The following is a 17,512-nucleotide window of genomic DNA, read 5'->3' as shown; positions in this document are numbered from 1 at the left end:
AAACAACTTAGGCAAAGGAGCAGCTTTTCGTGGATTTGAGTTTGTTTACAAGATTAGATTTTTGTGTGCTGTATTTTTTAGTAGGGTTGGTAGGCATTGTTTATGGCATAAAACAGCAAAACAGGTTAACACTGTTTATTGCGGCTAGTGTTAGTTGTGCTAGTGGTCTGATGATTATTGCAGGTGTTATCTTGGTTAATGGGATCAAGTAGAGAGAAATTTTATGGAGGGAGGTGCTGGCTGCTATATTCTTTGAGGCTAATAAATACTGAAAAAAGAGGTGGAGCGCAATGAAAAGAAATTTGAAGATTATTACTGTATTATGCTTGCTGCTTATAGGTGTGCTGGGAAGTACGGCTTATGCAGCTGATCTGGACTGGAAAACGACAAGTGTAAACGTTGAAGATGGCTTGCTGTATATTGGAGGATATTTTACTAACAATCGAGCCGACAGGGTTGTTAACCAAATAAACTGGTTTCAGCCCAACATCACCTTTACGCTGATTGATGGCAATGTCATAACATTAACCGAAAGAGATGCGACACCCATAGCAGTCTGGATTGAACCTGGTTGTACTTATGAGGCGATATTTACCATAAGCCCGCCGGGAGATGTCTGGAGAAATTGGAAGGTAAAACCAACCTTCAACTATAATTTTGATAAAATTCAGGGATAAAGTCAAACTAAGAATTAAATATAATCACAAACAAAGAAAGATGGCTACCTCAACATATTTGTGGTAGCCATCTTTCTCAATTTGATAAATTAATAGTGTATTAATACAGGCTTAACAGAAAGCGGAAGGAGCACTTTATTCATAATAAGAAACAAAGAAAGGGGTAACAGGTACAGTTTATCAAAATGATAAATTTATCATTTTGATAAAGGGAAACCGGAGAATTCTAGAAGAAAGTAGACAGGATTATTAGAATATTTAGAGAGAAGGAAAAATAACGAAGTTAAATTCATCAGACTCTATGGCGTGCGTGGGAATAGCTGAGCCAACTGGAACAAAAATTCTACGTAACAGGTAAGATTGGCATGATTTTTGCTTAAATAATTAGTGACTGAAATTATAAAACCAGAAGTGAGGTACTAGTAATGGACCAGAAAATTAAATGGGTTAAAAATCAAATGATGGAGAACCAAGAAAAGGATTCTATTGATTTTTTGAGTCGTCAAGAAATTGGCAAGGTGAGGCAATTCCATAAAAGCTTCCCGGAATATAGCACAACCCCACTGTGCCAGTTGAATGAACTGGCTGGTTACTTGGGCGTAGCTGGTGTGTATGTAAAAGATGAATCCTATCGTTTTGGCTTAAATGCCTTCAAGGTACTGGGTGGTTCTTTTGCAATGGCTAAGTACTTAGCGCAACGCCTGGGTAAAGATATTAGTGAACTGGACTATGCACGGCTGACATCAGCTGAAGTTCGTCAACAGCTGGGAGAAATCACCTTTACTACAGCTACTGATGGTAATCATGGCCGGGGAGTTGCGTGGACAGCCAACCGCTTAAAACAAAAATCTATAGTATATATGCCGAAGGGTTCTTCGCTTACCCGGCTGGAAAATATCCGGGCTGAAGGTGCCGAGGTTTCGATAACAGATCTGAACTATGATGATGCGGTACGCCTGGCAACAGAAAATGCTAAAAAGTATGGCTGGGTGGTTGTTCAGGATACGGCTTGGGAGGGCTATGAAGAGATTCCTGCCTGGATTATGCAGGGTTATGGCACGATGGCCTTGGAAGCTTTGGAGCAACTGCAGGCCATAGGCGTGGAAAAACCAACCCACGTGTTTGTTCAGGCAGGGGTAGGGTCGTTGGCCGGTGCGGTGCAGGGCTTCTTTGCTTCAGCCTGTAAAGGTGAACGTCCAATAACGGTGATTGTAGAATCTGATCAGGCTGACTGTTTATATAAATCAGCCTTGGCTAATGATGGTAAGCCAAGAATTGTTACCGGGGATTTAACCACCATTATGGCAGGTTTAGCCTGTGGTGAGCCGAATACAATTGGCTGGAATGTGCTTAGGGATTACAGCTATATGTTTGCTTCCTGCCCTGACTGGGTGTCTGCGAAAGGAATGCGGCTATTAGGTAATCCGGTAGGTAAAGATGCCAGAGTAATTTCCGGTGAATCGGGAGCGGTTACTGCCGGTCTGGTAGTAGAACTTATGACTAACCCGGATATGGCGGAAGCCAAAGCTAAACTAGGTTTGAATGAAAATTCAAGAATCCTGCTGTTCAGCACCGAAGGCGATACCGACCCGATGAAATATCGCAGTATTACCTGGAATGGAGAATATCCTGCTCCGGCTAGATAAAGGCCTCCCTACCATCCTGCTGGCAGGGAGGATAAATATATAATCTCACAAGCGAAAGGGGCTAGTATTTTGAAAGTAAAATTCGAACAAATAATGGAACTTGCAAAAAGGTATGAACCCGAAATCAGCAAATTTTTACGCGATATGATTGCTATTCCCAGCGAAAGCTGCCAGGAAGAAAAAGTTGTATTGCGGATAAAAGAAGAAATGGAAAAAGTAGGCTTTGACAAGGTGGAAATCGACCCGATGGGCAATATTCTCGGCTATATTGGCCATGGAAAACACCTTATCGCTATGGATGCTCATATTGACACAGTAGGGATCGGCAACCCGGAAAACTGGAAGTATGATCCCTACAAAGGCCATGAAGATGAGGAAATCATCATCGGCCGGGGTGCCAGCGACCAGGAGGGCGGGATGGCTTCTATGGTATATGCCGGAAAAATCATAAAAGACCTTGGCTTAGAAGGTGAATATACCCTAGTGGTGGTTGGTTCAGTACAGGAAGAAGACTGTGACGGTCTGTGCTGGCAGTATATTATCCAGGAAGACAAGCTGCGTCCTGAGTTTGTGGTAAGCACCGAACCAACAGATGGTAAAATCTACCGAGGGCAACGTGGCCGGATGGAAATCCGGGTAAAGACAACCGGGGTAAGCTGCCATGGTTCAGCACCGGAACGGGGTGACAATGCTATCTATAAAATGGGCCCTATTTTAAGCGATTTAAAAGCACTACATGAAAATTTAATGGATCATGATTTCCTGGGAAAAGGCAGCCTGACAGTTTCGGAAATCTTCCACACCTCGCCTTCACGCTGCGCCGTAGCCGATAGCTGTTGGATTTCCATTGATAGACGATTAACAGCTGGTGAAACAGGCGAATATGCTTTGCAGCAGATTAAAAATCTGCCTTCCGTAAAAGCCGCTAATGCTGAAGTAAGCATGTACACCTATGAGAGACCGGCTTATACTGGTTTAGTCTATCCGACTGAGTGCTATTTCCCGACCTGGCTTATCGAAAATGAGCATCCGGTATGCAATACCTTAGTGGATAGCTATAAAGGTTTATTCAAAAAAGATCCCGAAGTCGACAAATGGACCTTCTCCACTAACGGTGTTTCCATTATGGGGCGCTTTGGTATTCCTTGCATCGGCTTTGGTCCTGGTCACGAAGATCAAGCGCATGCGCCTAACGAACGCACCTGGAAAAAAGAACTGGTAAACTGTGCGGCTATGTATGCGGCCATTCCGTTGATTTATGCTAAAGAATATGCAGACAAAATGACAGATCACACGGAAAACTTAGTATAAAGTCTATACTACCCGCGAGTTATAGTAATTAGGTTATACTACAAATATAAAATGAAAAATATTGGAGGAAATTAGAATGCAAACTATTTTTAGAGGAAGACATTTTATCAATCTGGAAGATTTCACTAAAGAAGAAGTAGATACCATGCTGGAGGTTTCATTAGATCTAAAGAAAAAGTTTGCTATGGGAACGCCAACACCTTATTTGTTACATCAATCCATGTTTCTTATGTTCTTTGAACAATCTACCCGTACCAGGAACTCGATGGAGGCCGGTTTTGCCCAATTGGGCGGTCATGCTGGATTCCTGGATTCCAGCAGCATGCAGATTGCTCATGGTGAAAGCGCCAAAGATACGGCCATCATCCTGTCCCGCTTCGGGCATGCCATTGCTTGCCGGTACTGCAATTGGGGTTATGGCAACAAATACCTTACCGAAATGGCCAAATGGTCAACAAAACCTATTATGAACCTGCAATGCGACCTCTATCATCCGTTCCAGGCCCTGGCTGATCTTATGACTATGAAAGAAAAAATCGGCGACTTAAAACGGGTAAAAGTATCTATTATCTGGGCTTATGCCGAAAGTCATAAAAAACCGATATCGGTACCTGTATCTCAAGTATTGCTTTTCCCGCGCTATGGAATGGACGTTGTTCTGGCGCATCCCAAAGGTTGGGAACTGCCTGATTGGGTGATTGCCCAGGCTAAAGCCAACGCGGAAAAATACGGCGGCAGTGTTACTGTTACCGATAATGAAGCGGAAGCCTACGAAGGTGCTCATATCGTTATTCCGAAAAACTGGGGCAACTGGGTAACCGACCAAACTGGCGTAGCTGCTTCTGGTGCGGTTGCGGTAGTGGATGACAAGCTAAAAGCTCAAAAATCTTGGAAGTGTACGGAAGCAAAAATGGCGACTGCTGATAAAAACGTGCTGTACATGCATGCATTGCCGGCTGACCGTAACAACGAAGTCGAAGATTCGGTTATCGATGGACCGCATTCTGTCGTGTATGATGAAGCTGAAAATCGTTTGCATACAGCTAAAGCTGTTATGACATTATTAATGGGTGGCAGATAAGCATGGCCAAGTTAGCTGTTATCGCCATTGGGGGCAACTCCTTAATTCGAGATAACATGCGCCAGACGGTAGAAGACCAATATGATGCTGTCTGTGAGACCGCTAAGCACATTGTTGGCATGATCGAACAAGGTTATGATGCCATTATTACTCATGGCAATGGACCACAGGTAGGCTTTATTCTCCGAAGGTCGGAAATTGCCTGTGAAATGGCAGGTATGCATAGTGTACCGTTGGTAGCCTGCGGTGCGGATACTCAAGGGGCACTCGGTTATCAAATTCAACAGGCTATGGATAATGAGTTTAAGAAAAGAGGCATGGACAAATCAGCTGTAACCTTGGTAACGCAGGTAGTAGTAGCTGCTGATGACCCGGCCTTTACAAAGCCCACAAAACCTATTGGCTCTTTTTTCACCCCGGAGCAGGCGGAAAAACTTCAAAAGAGTAATCCGGATTGGGTACTAGTCAATGACTCCGGGCGGGGGTATCGCCGGGTGGTTGCTTCACCACAGCCTCAAGAGATTGTAGAGAAAGATGTTATTAGTAAATTGGTGCGGGAAGGCTACTGTATGATTGCTGTGGGCGGCGGTGGTATTCCGGTTATCCGGCAGGGGGATGGCAGTTTTAAAGGTGTGGATGCCGTTATTGACAAAGACTTTGCTTCCAGTCTGCTGGCTGTGCAAATTAATGCAGATGAATTGATCATTTCCACAGGTGTGCCTAAAGTTTATTTGAATTATGGTAAACCTGACGAGCAAGCGTTAGATAAGGTGACGCTGGCCGAGTTAAAAGAATATGTAAAACAAAATCACTTTGCGCCTGGTAGTATGCTGCCTAAGATTCAGGCAGTGATCAGCTTCCTAGAAAATGGTGGAAGCAAGGCTATTATCACTAATCCGGAGTCTCTAGAAGAGGCGGTAGCCGGAAAAACCGGAACGCACGTGTATCGGTAACAGACGGCAGAGATGCTCCACTAGTATCTCTGCAGTTTTTACCTTCTGGGTAATATAAAAAAGTAAACGCAAACCTTTCCTAAACAGGAGGGCTGAGTGTGTATAATTTTGTGCTGAACGGCCAGCAGGTCGATGTTGGCTATGATATAAATCTGTTAGAATATTTAAGAGACTATGCCCGTCTCACTTCCGTAAAAAACGGCTGCGCCGAAGGGGCCTGCGGTGCATGTATGGTACTGCTGGAAGGCAAGGCTACGCGGGCCTGTGTGTTGACAACCGCCAAAATCAGCGGCAAAACAGTGCTGACTGTTGAAGGCTTGTCTAAGCAGGAAAAAGACATCTATAGCTGGGCGTTTGCCACAGCAGGTGCTGTGCAGTGCGGTTTCTGTATTCCCGGCATGGTTATCAGTGCGAAAGCTTTACTTGATAAAACCAATGATCCTGCTTGTGATGAAGTGAAAAAAGCGCTGCATGGCAATATTTGCCGCTGTACCGGGTATGTTAAAATTGAGCAAGCTGTGCTGAAGGCGGCTAAAGCTCTACGCGAAGGATTCATGCCGTCAGGTGATATTACTTATAAAGTAGGCGACAGAATGCCGCGGGTTGATGCTAAAGATAAAACCTTAGGTACTGCCGAATATGTTGATGATATGGTTGTGGAAGGAATGCTGTACGCCGCCATTCTGCGCGCACCCAGCGCCCGCGCCTTCATTAAAAAAATTGATACCACAGTTGCTCAGGCACTGTCTGGGGTCGAAGCTGTAATTACTGCGAAGGATATTCCCGGACGCCGTAATCAGGGTCATATTATTCCCGACTGGCCAGCCTTTATTGCCGAGGGGGAAGAAACCCGCTATATCGGCGATGCACTAGCTGCTGTAGCAGCCACAAGCAAAAAAATAGCAAAAGAGGCTATTAAATTAATACAGGTAGATTATGAAGAGTTAATGCCGCTGCTTGTGCCCCGCCAAGCGCTGGCCGAGGATGCCCCCCAGCTTCACCCTAAAGGCAATCTATTAGCCAGAACAGTACTTAAACGTGGTAATGTTGAGGAAGCCATTGCTAAGGCCAAATATGTTGTGACCCAGCGTTACACCACTCCGGCTACTGAACATGCTTTTCTCGAACCGGAGAGCGCTCTGGCAGTCCCCAATATTGACGGTACTTTAACGGTGTACACTGCCAGTCAGAATGTATATGATGATCACCATGGCATTGTTTCGCTTCTGGGTGTAGAAGAAAATGAAGTACGCATTATTAGTAAAATGGTGGGCGGTGGCTTTGGTGGCAAAGAAGATCTATCAGTACAACATCATGCCGCCTTGCTCGCCTGGCATACTAAAAAACCGGTCAAAAATACTCTAAGCCGTCAGGAAAGTATTAATGTTCATCCTAAGCGTCATGCCATGGAAATGGAATTTACGACCGCATGTGATGAAAATGGGATCATTACTGCCATGAAAGCTGAACTTATTGCCGATACCGGAGCCTATGCCTCGCTCGGCGGGCCGGTACTGCAACGGGCCTGTACCCACGCCGCCGGGCCATACCAAATTCCCAATGTGGATATTGTTGGGTTAGGCGTTTATACCAATAATCCGCCAGCCGGAGCTTTCCGGGGCTTCGGTGTAACGCAGTCTTGTTTTCCCATGGAAAATAACATCAACATGCTGGCAGAAAAAGTGGGTATTTCCCAATGGGAGATACGCTGGCGTAATGCCATCGAACCAGGCAGAGCTTTGCCCAACGGCCAAATTGCAGACCAAGGCACAGCTCTCAAAGAAACCTTGCTGGCTGTTAAGGGCGCTTTTGAATCCAGTCCTTACGCCGGGATTGCCTGTGCTATGAAAAATGCCGGTATCGGTGTGGGGCTGCCTGACATAGGCCGGGTCAAGCTAAAAATCGAAAATGGCAAGGTCGTGATTCTTACTGGGGCTGCCTGCATAGGACAGGGCTTAGTCACTGTTATGACCCAGATTTTATGTGAAACAACAGGACTTGAATCCTCGCAAATCGCGGCGGTTGCGCCTGACACCTACCTTACTCCCGATTCCGGTACCACCACAGCCTCCCGTCAGACAGTATTCACCGGTGAGGCCACTCGCCAGGCGGCGCTTAAGCTCCAAGAAGCGCTGGTAACAGCCTCACTGTCTGACCTGGAAGGCCGCGAATTTTATGGAGAATACTCAGGTGTAACTGATCCCATGGGATGTGACAAACCGAATCCGGTTAGCCATGTTGCTTATGGTTATGCCAGTCAGGTAGTTATTCTTGATGACGCTGGCAAGTTAGTCAAAGTAGTCGCCGCCCATGATGTTGGCAAAGCTATTAACCCGCTGGGGGTCGAGGGGCAAATTGAAGGCGGCGTGGTCATGGGCTTAGGCTATGCTTTGACCGAAAACTTACCACTTAAGGCTGGCATACCGCAGGTCAAATTCGGAACGCTAGGTTTGTTCCGGGCCAGCAGTATTCCTAAAATAGAAAGTATAATTGTGGAAAAGAACCAAGCCGAATTGGCGTATGGTGCCAAAGGTGTAGGCGAAATTACTTCTGTCCCCACGGCTCCGGCCGTTGCCGGTGCTTATCTCCGGTTTGATGGCAAGATACGTCCAGACCTGCCGCTTGCGCATACACCATATAGCCGCAAAACATAAATAGAATAACGGGAGGAATGAATAATGGGCGACTTGATGAGACCTGTTCCCCTGCTTACACTTATTGCGCGGGTTTTCGAGGAATATGCAGCAGAGTGTGCTATCTTCGGCTATCCGGCCAGCCATTTTTTTCATAAGCAAACCGATAAAACCTTTTCTCTGTTTGGTGAAACCATTGAGACAGCCGTAGGTCCGGCTGCCGGTCCTCACACCCAATTAGCCCAGAATATTGTTATTTCCTACCTGGCCGGTGCCCGCTTTATTGAGCTCAAGACAGTGCAAGAACAGGAACCGCCTGTTGCTAAACCGTGTATTGATGCCGACGATGAAGGCTTCAATACTGAGTGGTCAAGCGAATACACAGTAGAAAAAGCATATGAAGAATATATCAAGGCCTGGGTGTTACTTCATGTTGTAGAAGAAGCTTTGGGACTTAGCAAAAGCGGCAAACGCTCCTTTATATTCAACATGAGCGCAGGTTACAACCTGGAAGGTATCCAGTCGCCGCGCATGGACGCTTATCTGAATAACTTGATGGATGCCTCTAAGCATCCGTACTTTAAACAATGTCTGGCAGAAGTAGAAGACCTCATTGCTGATGGCAGTTTTCTTAAAGGCACAGGGTTAGAAGACCGTCTGCCTGGACTCAAAGGCTTATCTAAACGCATTTCGGGCCATGTCTGCCAGTCGATTACCCTATCTACCATGCATGGCTGTCCACCTGCTGAAATTGAGAGAATTTGCATATATATGCTGACCGAAAAGAAAATCGATATGTATGTTAAACTTAATCCGACACTACTGACTTATCAAGGCGTGCGTTCCATCCTTGCTAGTACCGGATTTGATTATGTTGAGTTGTCAGAAGAAGCTTTTGACCATGACTTGCAATACAAGGACGCTATCCCCATGCTGACAAGGCTGAAAAAGCTGGCAGACGAGCATGGTCGCTTCTTTGGTGTTAAGTTGACGAACACGCTGGGATCAGTCAACTTTAAAGGGAAACTACCTGGTGGCGAAATGTATATGTCAGGCCGGGCCTTATTCCCGCTATCTGTTAACCTAGCTGCAAAAATATCGGCAGAGTTCAATGGGAAAATGCCTATTTCATTCTCCGGTGGGATTACTGAACACAATGTATTAGATGTATTTGCCACAGGGATTAAGCCTATTACCATGGCTACCGAAATGCTCAAACCAGGCGGTTATGCCCGAATGTCTGCTATTGCCACTAAACTGGAAACAGCTGCGGGCTGGGAATATGACAAGATTGATGTTGCTAAACTGCAAGCATTAGCCCACAAAGCCCTGAGCGCCGATTACTCACAAAAGGATTTCCGTGGCTATGCAAAAGCGGCTATCAAGAGCCCGCTGCCGCTATATGACTGTGCCGCTGCCCCTTGTAAAACGGCTTGTCCCATTAACCAGGATATTCCTGAATACATTCGACTGGTAGACCAAAAACGCTATGCCGAGGCATTGGCGCTCATCTATGAAAAGAACGCCTTGCCTGGCATTACAGGTACCATCTGCGATCATGTCTGTCAGCATAATTGTACCCGTCTGGATTATGAAGGCTGTGTGCATATTCGCGAAGTCAAGCGTTTGGCAGTTGAACAAGGTTGGGATGAGTACCGCAAAAACTATAAATTACCGCAAATTAAAAATGGTATCAAGGTAGCTGTTATGGGTGCAGGCCCGGCTGGCCTGGCCTCAGCGTACTTCTTAGTTTGCCACGGCTTTAGTGTAACAGTGTACGAAACCCGCGCAAGTGCGGGTGGCACTGTGCAGCACGTCATTCCTAATTTCCGTATTAATCGCGAAACTATTGAGGGTGACATCAACTTTATCAAAGAAAATGGTGTTGAGTTTGTCTTAAACTCTAGTCCGGACCTTACCCCGGCAGACCTGAAGCAAAAAGGCTACAAGTACGTAATTGTAGCCGTAGGTGCAGGCGCCGAAAAACCGTTCAACCTTAAAATTGAAGGTGGTAAAACACCTCAAATCATTCCGGCGCTGAAATTCCTGGCTCAATTTAATAAAGATGTGGCCGCTCTGAACTTAGGTAAAACTGTTGTGACAATTGGTGCCGGTAATACGGCAATGGATGCCAGCCGTACAGCTTTGCGGATAAAAGGTGTGAAAACAAGTGCTATTGTGTATCGCCGCTCCATCAACGAAATGCCTGCCGACCGCGCTGAATATAAACTGGCTGTTGCTGACAATGTTGATTTTAATTTCCTGGTTAACCCGGAAAAAATAAATGACCAGGGTAATCTTGTCTGTCAGGTCATGCAGCTTGGCAGACCAGATGCCAGCGGTCGACGTCAGCCGGAACCTACCGGTGAGTATAAGACCGTTGAAGCCGATACCATCATCATCTCAATTGGCGAAGATATCAATACAGGGTTACTTGCCAAACTGGGGATTACCACCCAAGGTCAGCAAGTAACGAATCAGGAGAATGTGTACTTAGCCGGTGATGTCCGTCAAGGTGCTTCTTCTATCGTAAAATGTATTGCCGAAGGCCGCAAAGTTGCTGACACCATCTGTCAAAAAGAAATAGCTGGTTTTGCAGGTAAAGCCGACAAGACAGGTAAAGCTGCAGGTGAACAGGCCCAAGAAATTACTGCCAAGAAAATTGGCCTGAAAACGGCTTCTCTGCTGACTGCCGAAGGTCCAGGTAAAGTCGAAGTGGCTATAGGAGAGCGAGAATTCAGCCGCTGCTTAGAGTGTAACTATGTTTGCAACAAATGTGTGGAAGTTTGCCCCAACCGCGCTAACTTGGCTGTACACGTAGGCGATGGCTTCGCTAACTATAACCAGATTATTCACCTGGATGCTTTTTGTAACGAATGTGGAAACTGCGCCAGCTTCTGTCCGTGGGAAGGTCGTCCGTTCACTGATAAGCTTACCATATTTAGCCGGCGTGACGACTTTGACCATAGCCAAAACAGTGGTTTCTTAGTAGAAGATGAGGCAGTGACGGTTCGCGTTAACAGTTTGGTTACTACCCACCGTTTGGTAAACGGCCAGCTTGAGGCAACAGGCAATGAAGCCTTTGACAGAATGGCCCAAGTATTTAATTATCTGCACACCAATCGGCCGGCGCTGTTCGGTCCTGTGGATGAATAAGGGGGGAGCATTGTGTTAGTACTAAAGAACGCCACAGTTGTTGAATTTCATCCGGCTTCCATACAATCCAACGTTGATATTGTTATTGACGGCAGCAAAATCACTGCCGTTGGCGCAGGTATTGCTGCCAATTATCAGGCCGACTGCGTGCTGGATATGCAAGGGGAGCTTGTCATGCCAGGCCTTGTCTGCAGCCACAACCATTTTTATTCCGGTTTGTCCCGGGGCATAACCGCCACTATTGCTCCCAGCCCTGACTTTATTTCGGTACTCAAAAACCTCTGGTGGCGGCTTGACCGGGCTATTGACGAGGAAATCCTCTATTACAGTGGTATGGTATGTTCGCTGGAAGCCATTCGCTGTGGGACTACTTCGGTTATTGACCATCATGCTTCGCCAGCCTTTATCAAAGGTTCGCTCAAAACCCTCAAGCAAGCCTTTGAAGAAACCGGGCTGCGCGGTATTACCTGCTATGAGACCACCGACCGTAACGAGGGATTGAAAGAAGTCGAAGCCGGAGTTCAGGAAAATGTTGATTTTGCCAAATTGTGCGAAAGTGATAAACAGGCAACGAACGGCAATCACTTGGTGGAGGCTATGATTGGCGGCCATGCACCGGTTACTATGCCTGACGCGGCCCTCAAACTGATGGCTGATGCCGTGCGCGAAACTGGGCGCGGTGTACATGTGCATGTGGCCGAAGACCGTTATGATGTGTCCCATAGTCACCATCTGTATGGCAAAGATCTGATTGTCCGGCTTAATGACTATGATTTGATTAACGACAAGGCGCTCCTGGTGCATGGCGTACACCTGTCAGATCAGGATATTGAAATTATCAACTCCAAGGATGCTTTCCTGGCGCACAACGCCCGCTCCAACATGAACAACAATGTTGGTTACAGCACCAAATTGCCGCTGTACAAAAACCTGGTTCTGGGAACTGACGGTATGGGCAGCGATATGTGGGAAGAAATGAAGTTTGCTTACTTCAAACATAAAGATACTGCCGGCTCAATGTGGCCTGACAGTTACCTGAAGTTTCTGTACAACGGCAACGAAATATTGAAGCGTTACTTTGCTGCTGATTTCGGCCGTGTGGCTCCCGGCTGCAAGGCTGATTTGACTGTGCTTGATTACCAGGCCCCCACGCCGCTTGTGTCTGGCAACATTGGCGGTCACATTGTTTTTGGCATGGATTCCCGTGACGTGACTACCGTTATCATCAACGGCAAAGTTGTGCTGGAAAACAGACAGTTTGCTTTTGACGTCAGCCCTATTTATGATAAAGCCCGTAAGGCCGCTAAACGACTGTGGGAGAACATGGATAAGCTGCCATAAAGTAGCTCAACAGGTATTCTTATGGTAAGTTCATGAAAAAGTATTGTGTGGCAGTGAGTTGGAAATCTCTGGCTCACTGCTTTTACTGTATAAGAAACCCTGCTCATTATCAAAAATATAGAGAATAATGAGCAATATTCACAGCAATATGAAGGGGAAAAAGCAAGTGCAAGCGAATTTCTATTATGTAATATCGTCGAGAGGGCGGATTTGGAGGATGTTATGAACCGATTAATCGTAATAAAAGGTGCAGGTGACTTGGCAACAGGGATTGCTCACCGGTTATTTCGCAGCGGTTTTCAGATCATTATGACCGAGTTAGCCCAACCTACAGTGATTCGACGGACGGTGTCTTTTGCGGAAGCAGTCTTTAACGGAGCAACAGTAGTAGAAGGGGTAATGGCGGTAAAAACTGAGATCAATAAGGCTGCGCAAATAGTAAACGAAGGGAAAATTGCTGTGGTTATTGACGCAGAGGCCACAGTTGTTGAGATGTTTAGGCCCTGGGGGGTAGTTGACGCTATTTTAGCCAAACGAAATCTAGGAACCCAAATAGGGGATGCACCAGTGGTCATTGGCGTAGGGCCTGGTTTTACAGCTGGAGTGAATGTGCATGCTGTAGTGGAAACCAAACGCGGCCATTATCTAGGTCAGGTCATTACTAAGGGACAGGCTTTACCTGATACCGGTATCCCCGGCGAAATTGGCGGCTATACACAAGAACGTATTTTACGGGCACCCTGTCAAGGTGTTTTTCATTCAATATGCCGGATTGCTCAGCAGGTAAAAGCTGGCGATATTGTGGCCCAGGTAAACGGATTGCCAGTGCGGGCTGCTATTTCCGGTGTGCTGCGTGGTTTGCTCCGGGATGGTCTTGCTGTAACGGCAGGGTTAAAGATCGGTGATATTGATCCCCGCGGTGTACCCGAGCATTGTTATACCATATCAGATAAAGCTCGGTCGGTGGGTGGTGGTGTATTGGAGGCCCTGTTCATGCTGGGCAGGTGTCCGGAGGATACATTTTTTAGAAACCATAGGCCAGTTGTGGATCAGGTTGCAGCCATAAATCAGTAAAGGCAAGTGGGACCAAAGAAAATGGAAAAATCAATTTTACAGGAAATTCAAGATGCAGTTAGTCAATATGCCAAAATTATTGCTCATGTTATTCGTGTCGATGTGGAAATTGTGGATACGAACTTATTCCGCATTGCTGGTACTGGCATCTATGACAAGAGCATTAATGAAGATATGTCCCAGGAGGGATTTGTCTATAAACATGTGTTGGCTACTGGGAAATCCCAGTTTATTGAAGAGCCCGGAAAGCATGAACTTTGTAGTATCTGTCCCAAACAGGGATGCTGTGAGGAAAAACTGGAATTATGTACTCCCATTACTTTGGGAGAGGAAATAATTGGAGTTATCGGTCTGATTTGCTTTGAGGAAGCACAAAAGAAGCAGCTGTTACAGGATTTAAACTTTTACCAGCTGTTTCTGGAGCAGATTGCTGACTTTATCAGCGTCAAGGCGTATGAACGGCAGGAAAGTGAACGTAATCAGCGCATGATGGAAGTGTTGCTGCAAGTTATTGACAATGTGGACAAAGGGGTGCTGGTGCTGGACGACAGTAGCAAAATTGTCCAGATTAATGACAGTGCACGTAAACAACTCCATCTTACTGCTGATTGGCATGATAAACTAATTGCCATGGTTGCAACCAGCGACTCTATGCTGGGAGTCGAGGAATATAAGGTAGTCATTGACCATACTACCTATTTTCTTAGGGGTCATTTATTATCGGTATCGTCAGGTTTGTCTTCCTATGATCGGATTTTTATCTTCGATGAAATAAAAAATGTAAAATCCGGTATTTATGATTTAACCAAGGTAGCAATACCAGTTACTTTGGATAATATTGTCGGCTGCTCTTTAGTAACAAAGCAGCTTAAGGGTAAGCTGACGAAAATTGCCGACTCCACCTCTACTGTGCTTATAACCGGAGAAAGTGGTACAGGAAAGGAGGTTGTTGCCAGGGCCATTCATACTATTGGCAATCGTAGTGATCGGCCATTTATTGCCATTAACTGTGCGGCCATTCCGGATACATTGCTGGAAAGCGAGCTATTTGGTTATGTAAAAGGAGCTTTTACCGGCGCTGATCCCCGAGGGAAAATCGGGAAATTCGAACTCGCTAATCGCGGGGTTATCTTCCTGGATGAAATTGGTGATATGCCTCTATACTTACAAGTCAAGCTGCTGCGGGTGCTCCAGGAACGCAAGTTGGTACGTATTGGATCTAATCAACTGCTATCGCTGGATGTACGAGTTATTGCTGCTACCAACAAAGATTTGAAAGAGCTTATCAAGGAAAAGAAATTCCGGGAGGATTTATATTACCGGTTAAATGTAATTCCCCTGGAGGTACCGCCACTGCGTAACCGTGTGGAGGATATTAAGCCGCTGGTGGATTCTATGATGGAAAAATACGGCGGCTTATTTAGCAAAAAAATTCGTGATATTGACAAGGAAACCATGGGATTATTAATGCAATACAGCTGGCCTGGCAATATCCGCGAACTTGAAAATACGATTGAGTTTATGATTAATATGGCAGATGAGGATGGTTGGTTGACAAGGGATACCCTGCCGCGCAACTTCTTTGACAGACAGACTGTTCAAGCGAATGAACAGCAGGCAGGTGAGCTCAAATCCTTGCGTCAGGTAGAACAGGAACATATCGTACAGGTTCTTCGGCAATTTGAGGATACAACCCAGGGAAAACTGGCCGCCGCCAGGCAGCTAGGAATTGGTATTGCCACTTTGTATCGGAAATTACATGAAATAGAAGAAATACAAACTACAGAATAAGACTTCCATACATTCTTGCTACCTTGTTGCTCTGCTACGAGATAGAAAGAATGTATTTTTCATAATTTATCATTTTGATAAGAATAAGTGAATTCGTGCAGAACAAACAGAAAGAGAAAGCTTGATTTTATAAGGGAGAGAACAAAAATGGGCTGGGTTTAACCAATTATTTTTATCAAAACGAAAAAAAATATCACTTTGATAAAAATAATTCATAAGTTTCAGAGAAAATTGACAGGCTTTTTAGAATTTTACAGAAAAAATAAATATAGTAAATTCAAATTGAACTAGGCTTACAGGGGCATGTACGGTCTGGTTACCTGTTTGACACAAGCTATTTCAATATGACAGAAAATTTTGGCACGTTTTTTGCAACAATAATATATATGAAAAAACAATAACGAAAAGATGTTCGTGTGTGTTAGAAAAGCTGTAAGGTCTGACAGTATGCCAGGGGGGGAAGATAATAGTATGACTACTATGTTAATAAAAAATGCCAAAGCTATTGTAACACTGGATAAGGAAGACCGGGTATTAGCAAGCCAGAATATTTTTATTCGTGATAATCGGATTGAATATCTAGGGCCAGACAGTCCGGTGGCGGCAGAAGTCATTGACGCTGCAGGAATGTTTGTTTATCCTGGTCTGATTAATACACATCACCATTTATACCAAACCTTTACCCGGAATTTGCCGCAGGTGCAAAATCTGGAATTGTTTCCCTGGCTGTGTGCCTTGTACGAAATATGGCGGGGCTTGACTCCGGAGATTGTCTATTATAGCGCGATTGTAGGCATGGGCGAGCTGATGAAATATGGCTGTACTACTTGCTTTGACCATCATTATGTGTTTCCCAAATTGAACTCTCAGCAGTTTATTGATCAGCAATTTGCGGCAGCAGGGCAGTTGGGGATACGTTTTCATGCCTCGCGGGGCAGCATGTCCAGAGGCAAAAGCAGTGGCGGGCTGCCACCTGATGAGTTAGTTCAGACAGTGGATGAGATTTTAAAAGACAGTGAACGTCTGGTAGCTGAATACCATGATAACAGCCGGTACTCCATGCGGCAGGTGGCACTAGCTCCCTGTTCTCCGTTCAGTGTTACCAGCGATCTGATGAAGGAAACGGCAGCCTTGGCCAGAGCGAGAAAAGTACGGCTCCATACCCATCTGGCAGAAACCAAGGACGAAGAAGAGTATTGCCAACAAAAGTTTAATCTCAGGCCGCTTGCTTATATGGAAAGTCTGGATTGGGTGGGCTCTGATGTATGGTTTGCTCATGGCATTCATTTTAATGAAGCAGAATTACAACTGCTGGCAGCTACCAAAACCGGTGTGGCCCATTGCCCGGTTTCTAATCAAAAGCTGTCCTCCGGTATTGCTCAAATTCCCCGGATGCTGGAACTAGGCGTGCCGGTAGGACTGGCGGTAGATGGTAGTGCCAGCAATGACGGATCTAATCTTTTGGGGGAAATTCGAACAGCCTTTTTACTGCATCGCTTATATGCCAGTGCTCAGGCACCGACCGGCTATGATATTTTAAAGTTGGCTACAACGGGTAGTGCGACACTTTTGGGACGGGATGATATTGGCAGTTTGGAGGTAGGCAAAGCCGCCGACTTATTTATGATAAATGGGAATACCCTGGAATATGTGGGAGCACAGTTTGATCCCAAATCCTTGCTCGCGACAGTAGGCGTATTTCGGCCGGCAGCCTATACCATTATTAACGGAAAAGTGGTTGTAAAAGACGGCAGACTTTGCACCATTGATGAAGAAAAAATTACAGCTCAGGCTAATGCGTTGGTGAACAAACTAATTGGATAGAAAATCCAATCAAGGTTTTCTTCAC

General features: G+C 45.6%; 12 protein-coding genes. All 12 read left to right on the top strand.

The window, feature by feature from the left end; genetic code table 11:
* Positions 1 to 29 precede the first annotated feature (29 nt).
* The 12 genes from ACZ449_RS13620 to ACZ449_RS13565 all read left to right on the top strand — a co-directional run bounded on the left by ACZ449_RS13620 (position 30) and on the right by ACZ449_RS13565 (position 17,487).
* Positions 30 to 212 (top strand): hypothetical protein, encoded by a 183-nt coding sequence (locus tag ACZ449_RS13620; RefSeq protein WP_464261516.1) that lies wholly within the window; start codon positions 30 to 32, stop codon positions 210 to 212.
* A gap of 78 nt (positions 213 to 290) precedes the next feature.
* Positions 291 to 677: a hypothetical protein gene (locus tag ACZ449_RS13615; protein WP_464261515.1), complete on the top strand. Its 387-nt coding sequence runs from the start codon at positions 291 to 293 to the stop codon at positions 675 to 677.
* 425 nt (positions 678 to 1,102) lie between these two features.
* Complete coding sequence (gene dpaL, locus ACZ449_RS13610; protein ID WP_464261514.1) at positions 1,103 to 2,323, top strand: diaminopropionate ammonia-lyase; 1,221 nt, start codon at positions 1,103 to 1,105, stop codon at positions 2,321 to 2,323.
* Between the two features lie 69 nt (positions 2,324 to 2,392).
* Complete coding sequence (locus ACZ449_RS13605; protein ID WP_464261513.1) at positions 2,393 to 3,634, top strand: YgeY family selenium metabolism-linked hydrolase; 1,242 nt, start codon at positions 2,393 to 2,395, stop codon at positions 3,632 to 3,634.
* Positions 3,635 to 3,710: 76 nt separating this feature from the next.
* Positions 3,711 to 4,715, top strand: coding sequence for an ornithine carbamoyltransferase (locus ACZ449_RS13600; RefSeq protein WP_464261512.1), 1,005 nt, complete (start codon positions 3,711 to 3,713; stop codon positions 4,713 to 4,715).
* Positions 4,716 to 4,717: 2 nt separating this feature from the next.
* The gene (gene arcC / locus ACZ449_RS13595; protein ID WP_464261511.1) at positions 4,718 to 5,668 is read left to right on the top strand and encodes a carbamate kinase; all 951 of its coding nucleotides are present in this window, start codon (positions 4,718 to 4,720) and stop codon (positions 5,666 to 5,668) included.
* A 98-nt stretch (positions 5,669 to 5,766) separates the two neighbouring features.
* Entirely contained in the window at positions 5,767 to 8,322 is a 2,556-nt protein-coding gene (gene xdh / locus ACZ449_RS13590; protein ID WP_464261510.1) for a selenium-dependent xanthine dehydrogenase, read from the top strand.
* A gap of 24 nt (positions 8,323 to 8,346) precedes the next feature.
* On the top strand, positions 8,347 to 11,457 hold the full coding sequence (ygfK, locus tag ACZ449_RS13585) for a putative selenate reductase subunit YgfK (protein WP_464261509.1): 3,111 nt from the start codon (positions 8,347 to 8,349) through the stop codon (positions 11,455 to 11,457).
* A 12-nt stretch (positions 11,458 to 11,469) separates the two neighbouring features.
* Complete coding sequence (gene ssnA, locus ACZ449_RS13580) at positions 11,470 to 12,798, top strand: putative aminohydrolase SsnA (RefSeq protein ID WP_464261508.1); 1,329 nt, start codon at positions 11,470 to 11,472, stop codon at positions 12,796 to 12,798.
* A 222-nt stretch (positions 12,799 to 13,020) separates the two neighbouring features.
* Positions 13,021 to 13,872, top strand: a complete 852-nt coding sequence (gene yqeB, locus ACZ449_RS13575; protein WP_464261507.1) for a selenium-dependent molybdenum cofactor biosynthesis protein YqeB — start codon at positions 13,021 to 13,023, stop codon at positions 13,870 to 13,872.
* 21 nt (positions 13,873 to 13,893) lie between these two features.
* Positions 13,894 to 15,663 carry a sigma 54-interacting transcriptional regulator gene (locus tag ACZ449_RS13570; protein ID WP_464261506.1) on the top strand — a complete coding sequence of 590 codons (1,770 nt, stop codon included), beginning with the start codon at positions 13,894 to 13,896 and terminating at the stop codon, positions 15,661 to 15,663.
* Positions 15,664 to 16,134: 471 nt separating this feature from the next.
* Positions 16,135 to 17,487 (top strand): 8-oxoguanine deaminase, encoded by a 1,353-nt coding sequence (locus ACZ449_RS13565; protein WP_464261505.1) that lies wholly within the window; start codon positions 16,135 to 16,137, stop codon positions 17,485 to 17,487.
* Positions 17,488 to 17,512 lie beyond the last annotated feature (25 nt).

Source organism: Desulfosporomusa polytropa (genome assembly GCF_055380075.1).
Note: the sequence above shows the minus strand (reverse complement) of the source record. Positions and strands in the feature narration are given on the sequence as shown.

What these genes read in the sequence shown, in the direction of transcription:
- ACZ449_RS13615 (WP_464261515.1), top strand. Translation starts at nt 291, where the DNA reads ATGAAAAGAAATTTGAAGATTATTACTGTATTATGCTTGCTGCTTATA.
- dpaL (WP_464261514.1), top strand. Translation starts at nt 1,103, where the DNA reads ATGGACCAGAAAATTAAATGGGTTAAAAATCAAATGATGGAGAACCAA.
- ACZ449_RS13600 (WP_464261512.1), top strand. Translation starts at nt 3,711, where the DNA reads ATGCAAACTATTTTTAGAGGAAGACATTTTATCAATCTGGAAGATTTC.
- arcC (WP_464261511.1), top strand. Translation starts at nt 4,718, where the DNA reads ATGGCCAAGTTAGCTGTTATCGCCATTGGGGGCAACTCCTTAATTCGA.
- ygfK (WP_464261509.1), top strand. Translation starts at nt 8,347, where the DNA reads ATGGGCGACTTGATGAGACCTGTTCCCCTGCTTACACTTATTGCGCGG.
- yqeB (WP_464261507.1), top strand. Translation starts at nt 13,021, where the DNA reads ATGAACCGATTAATCGTAATAAAAGGTGCAGGTGACTTGGCAACAGGG.
- ACZ449_RS13570 (WP_464261506.1), top strand. Translation starts at nt 13,894, where the DNA reads ATGGAAAAATCAATTTTACAGGAAATTCAAGATGCAGTTAGTCAATAT.
- ACZ449_RS13565 (WP_464261505.1), top strand. Translation starts at nt 16,135, where the DNA reads ATGACTACTATGTTAATAAAAAATGCCAAAGCTATTGTAACACTGGAT.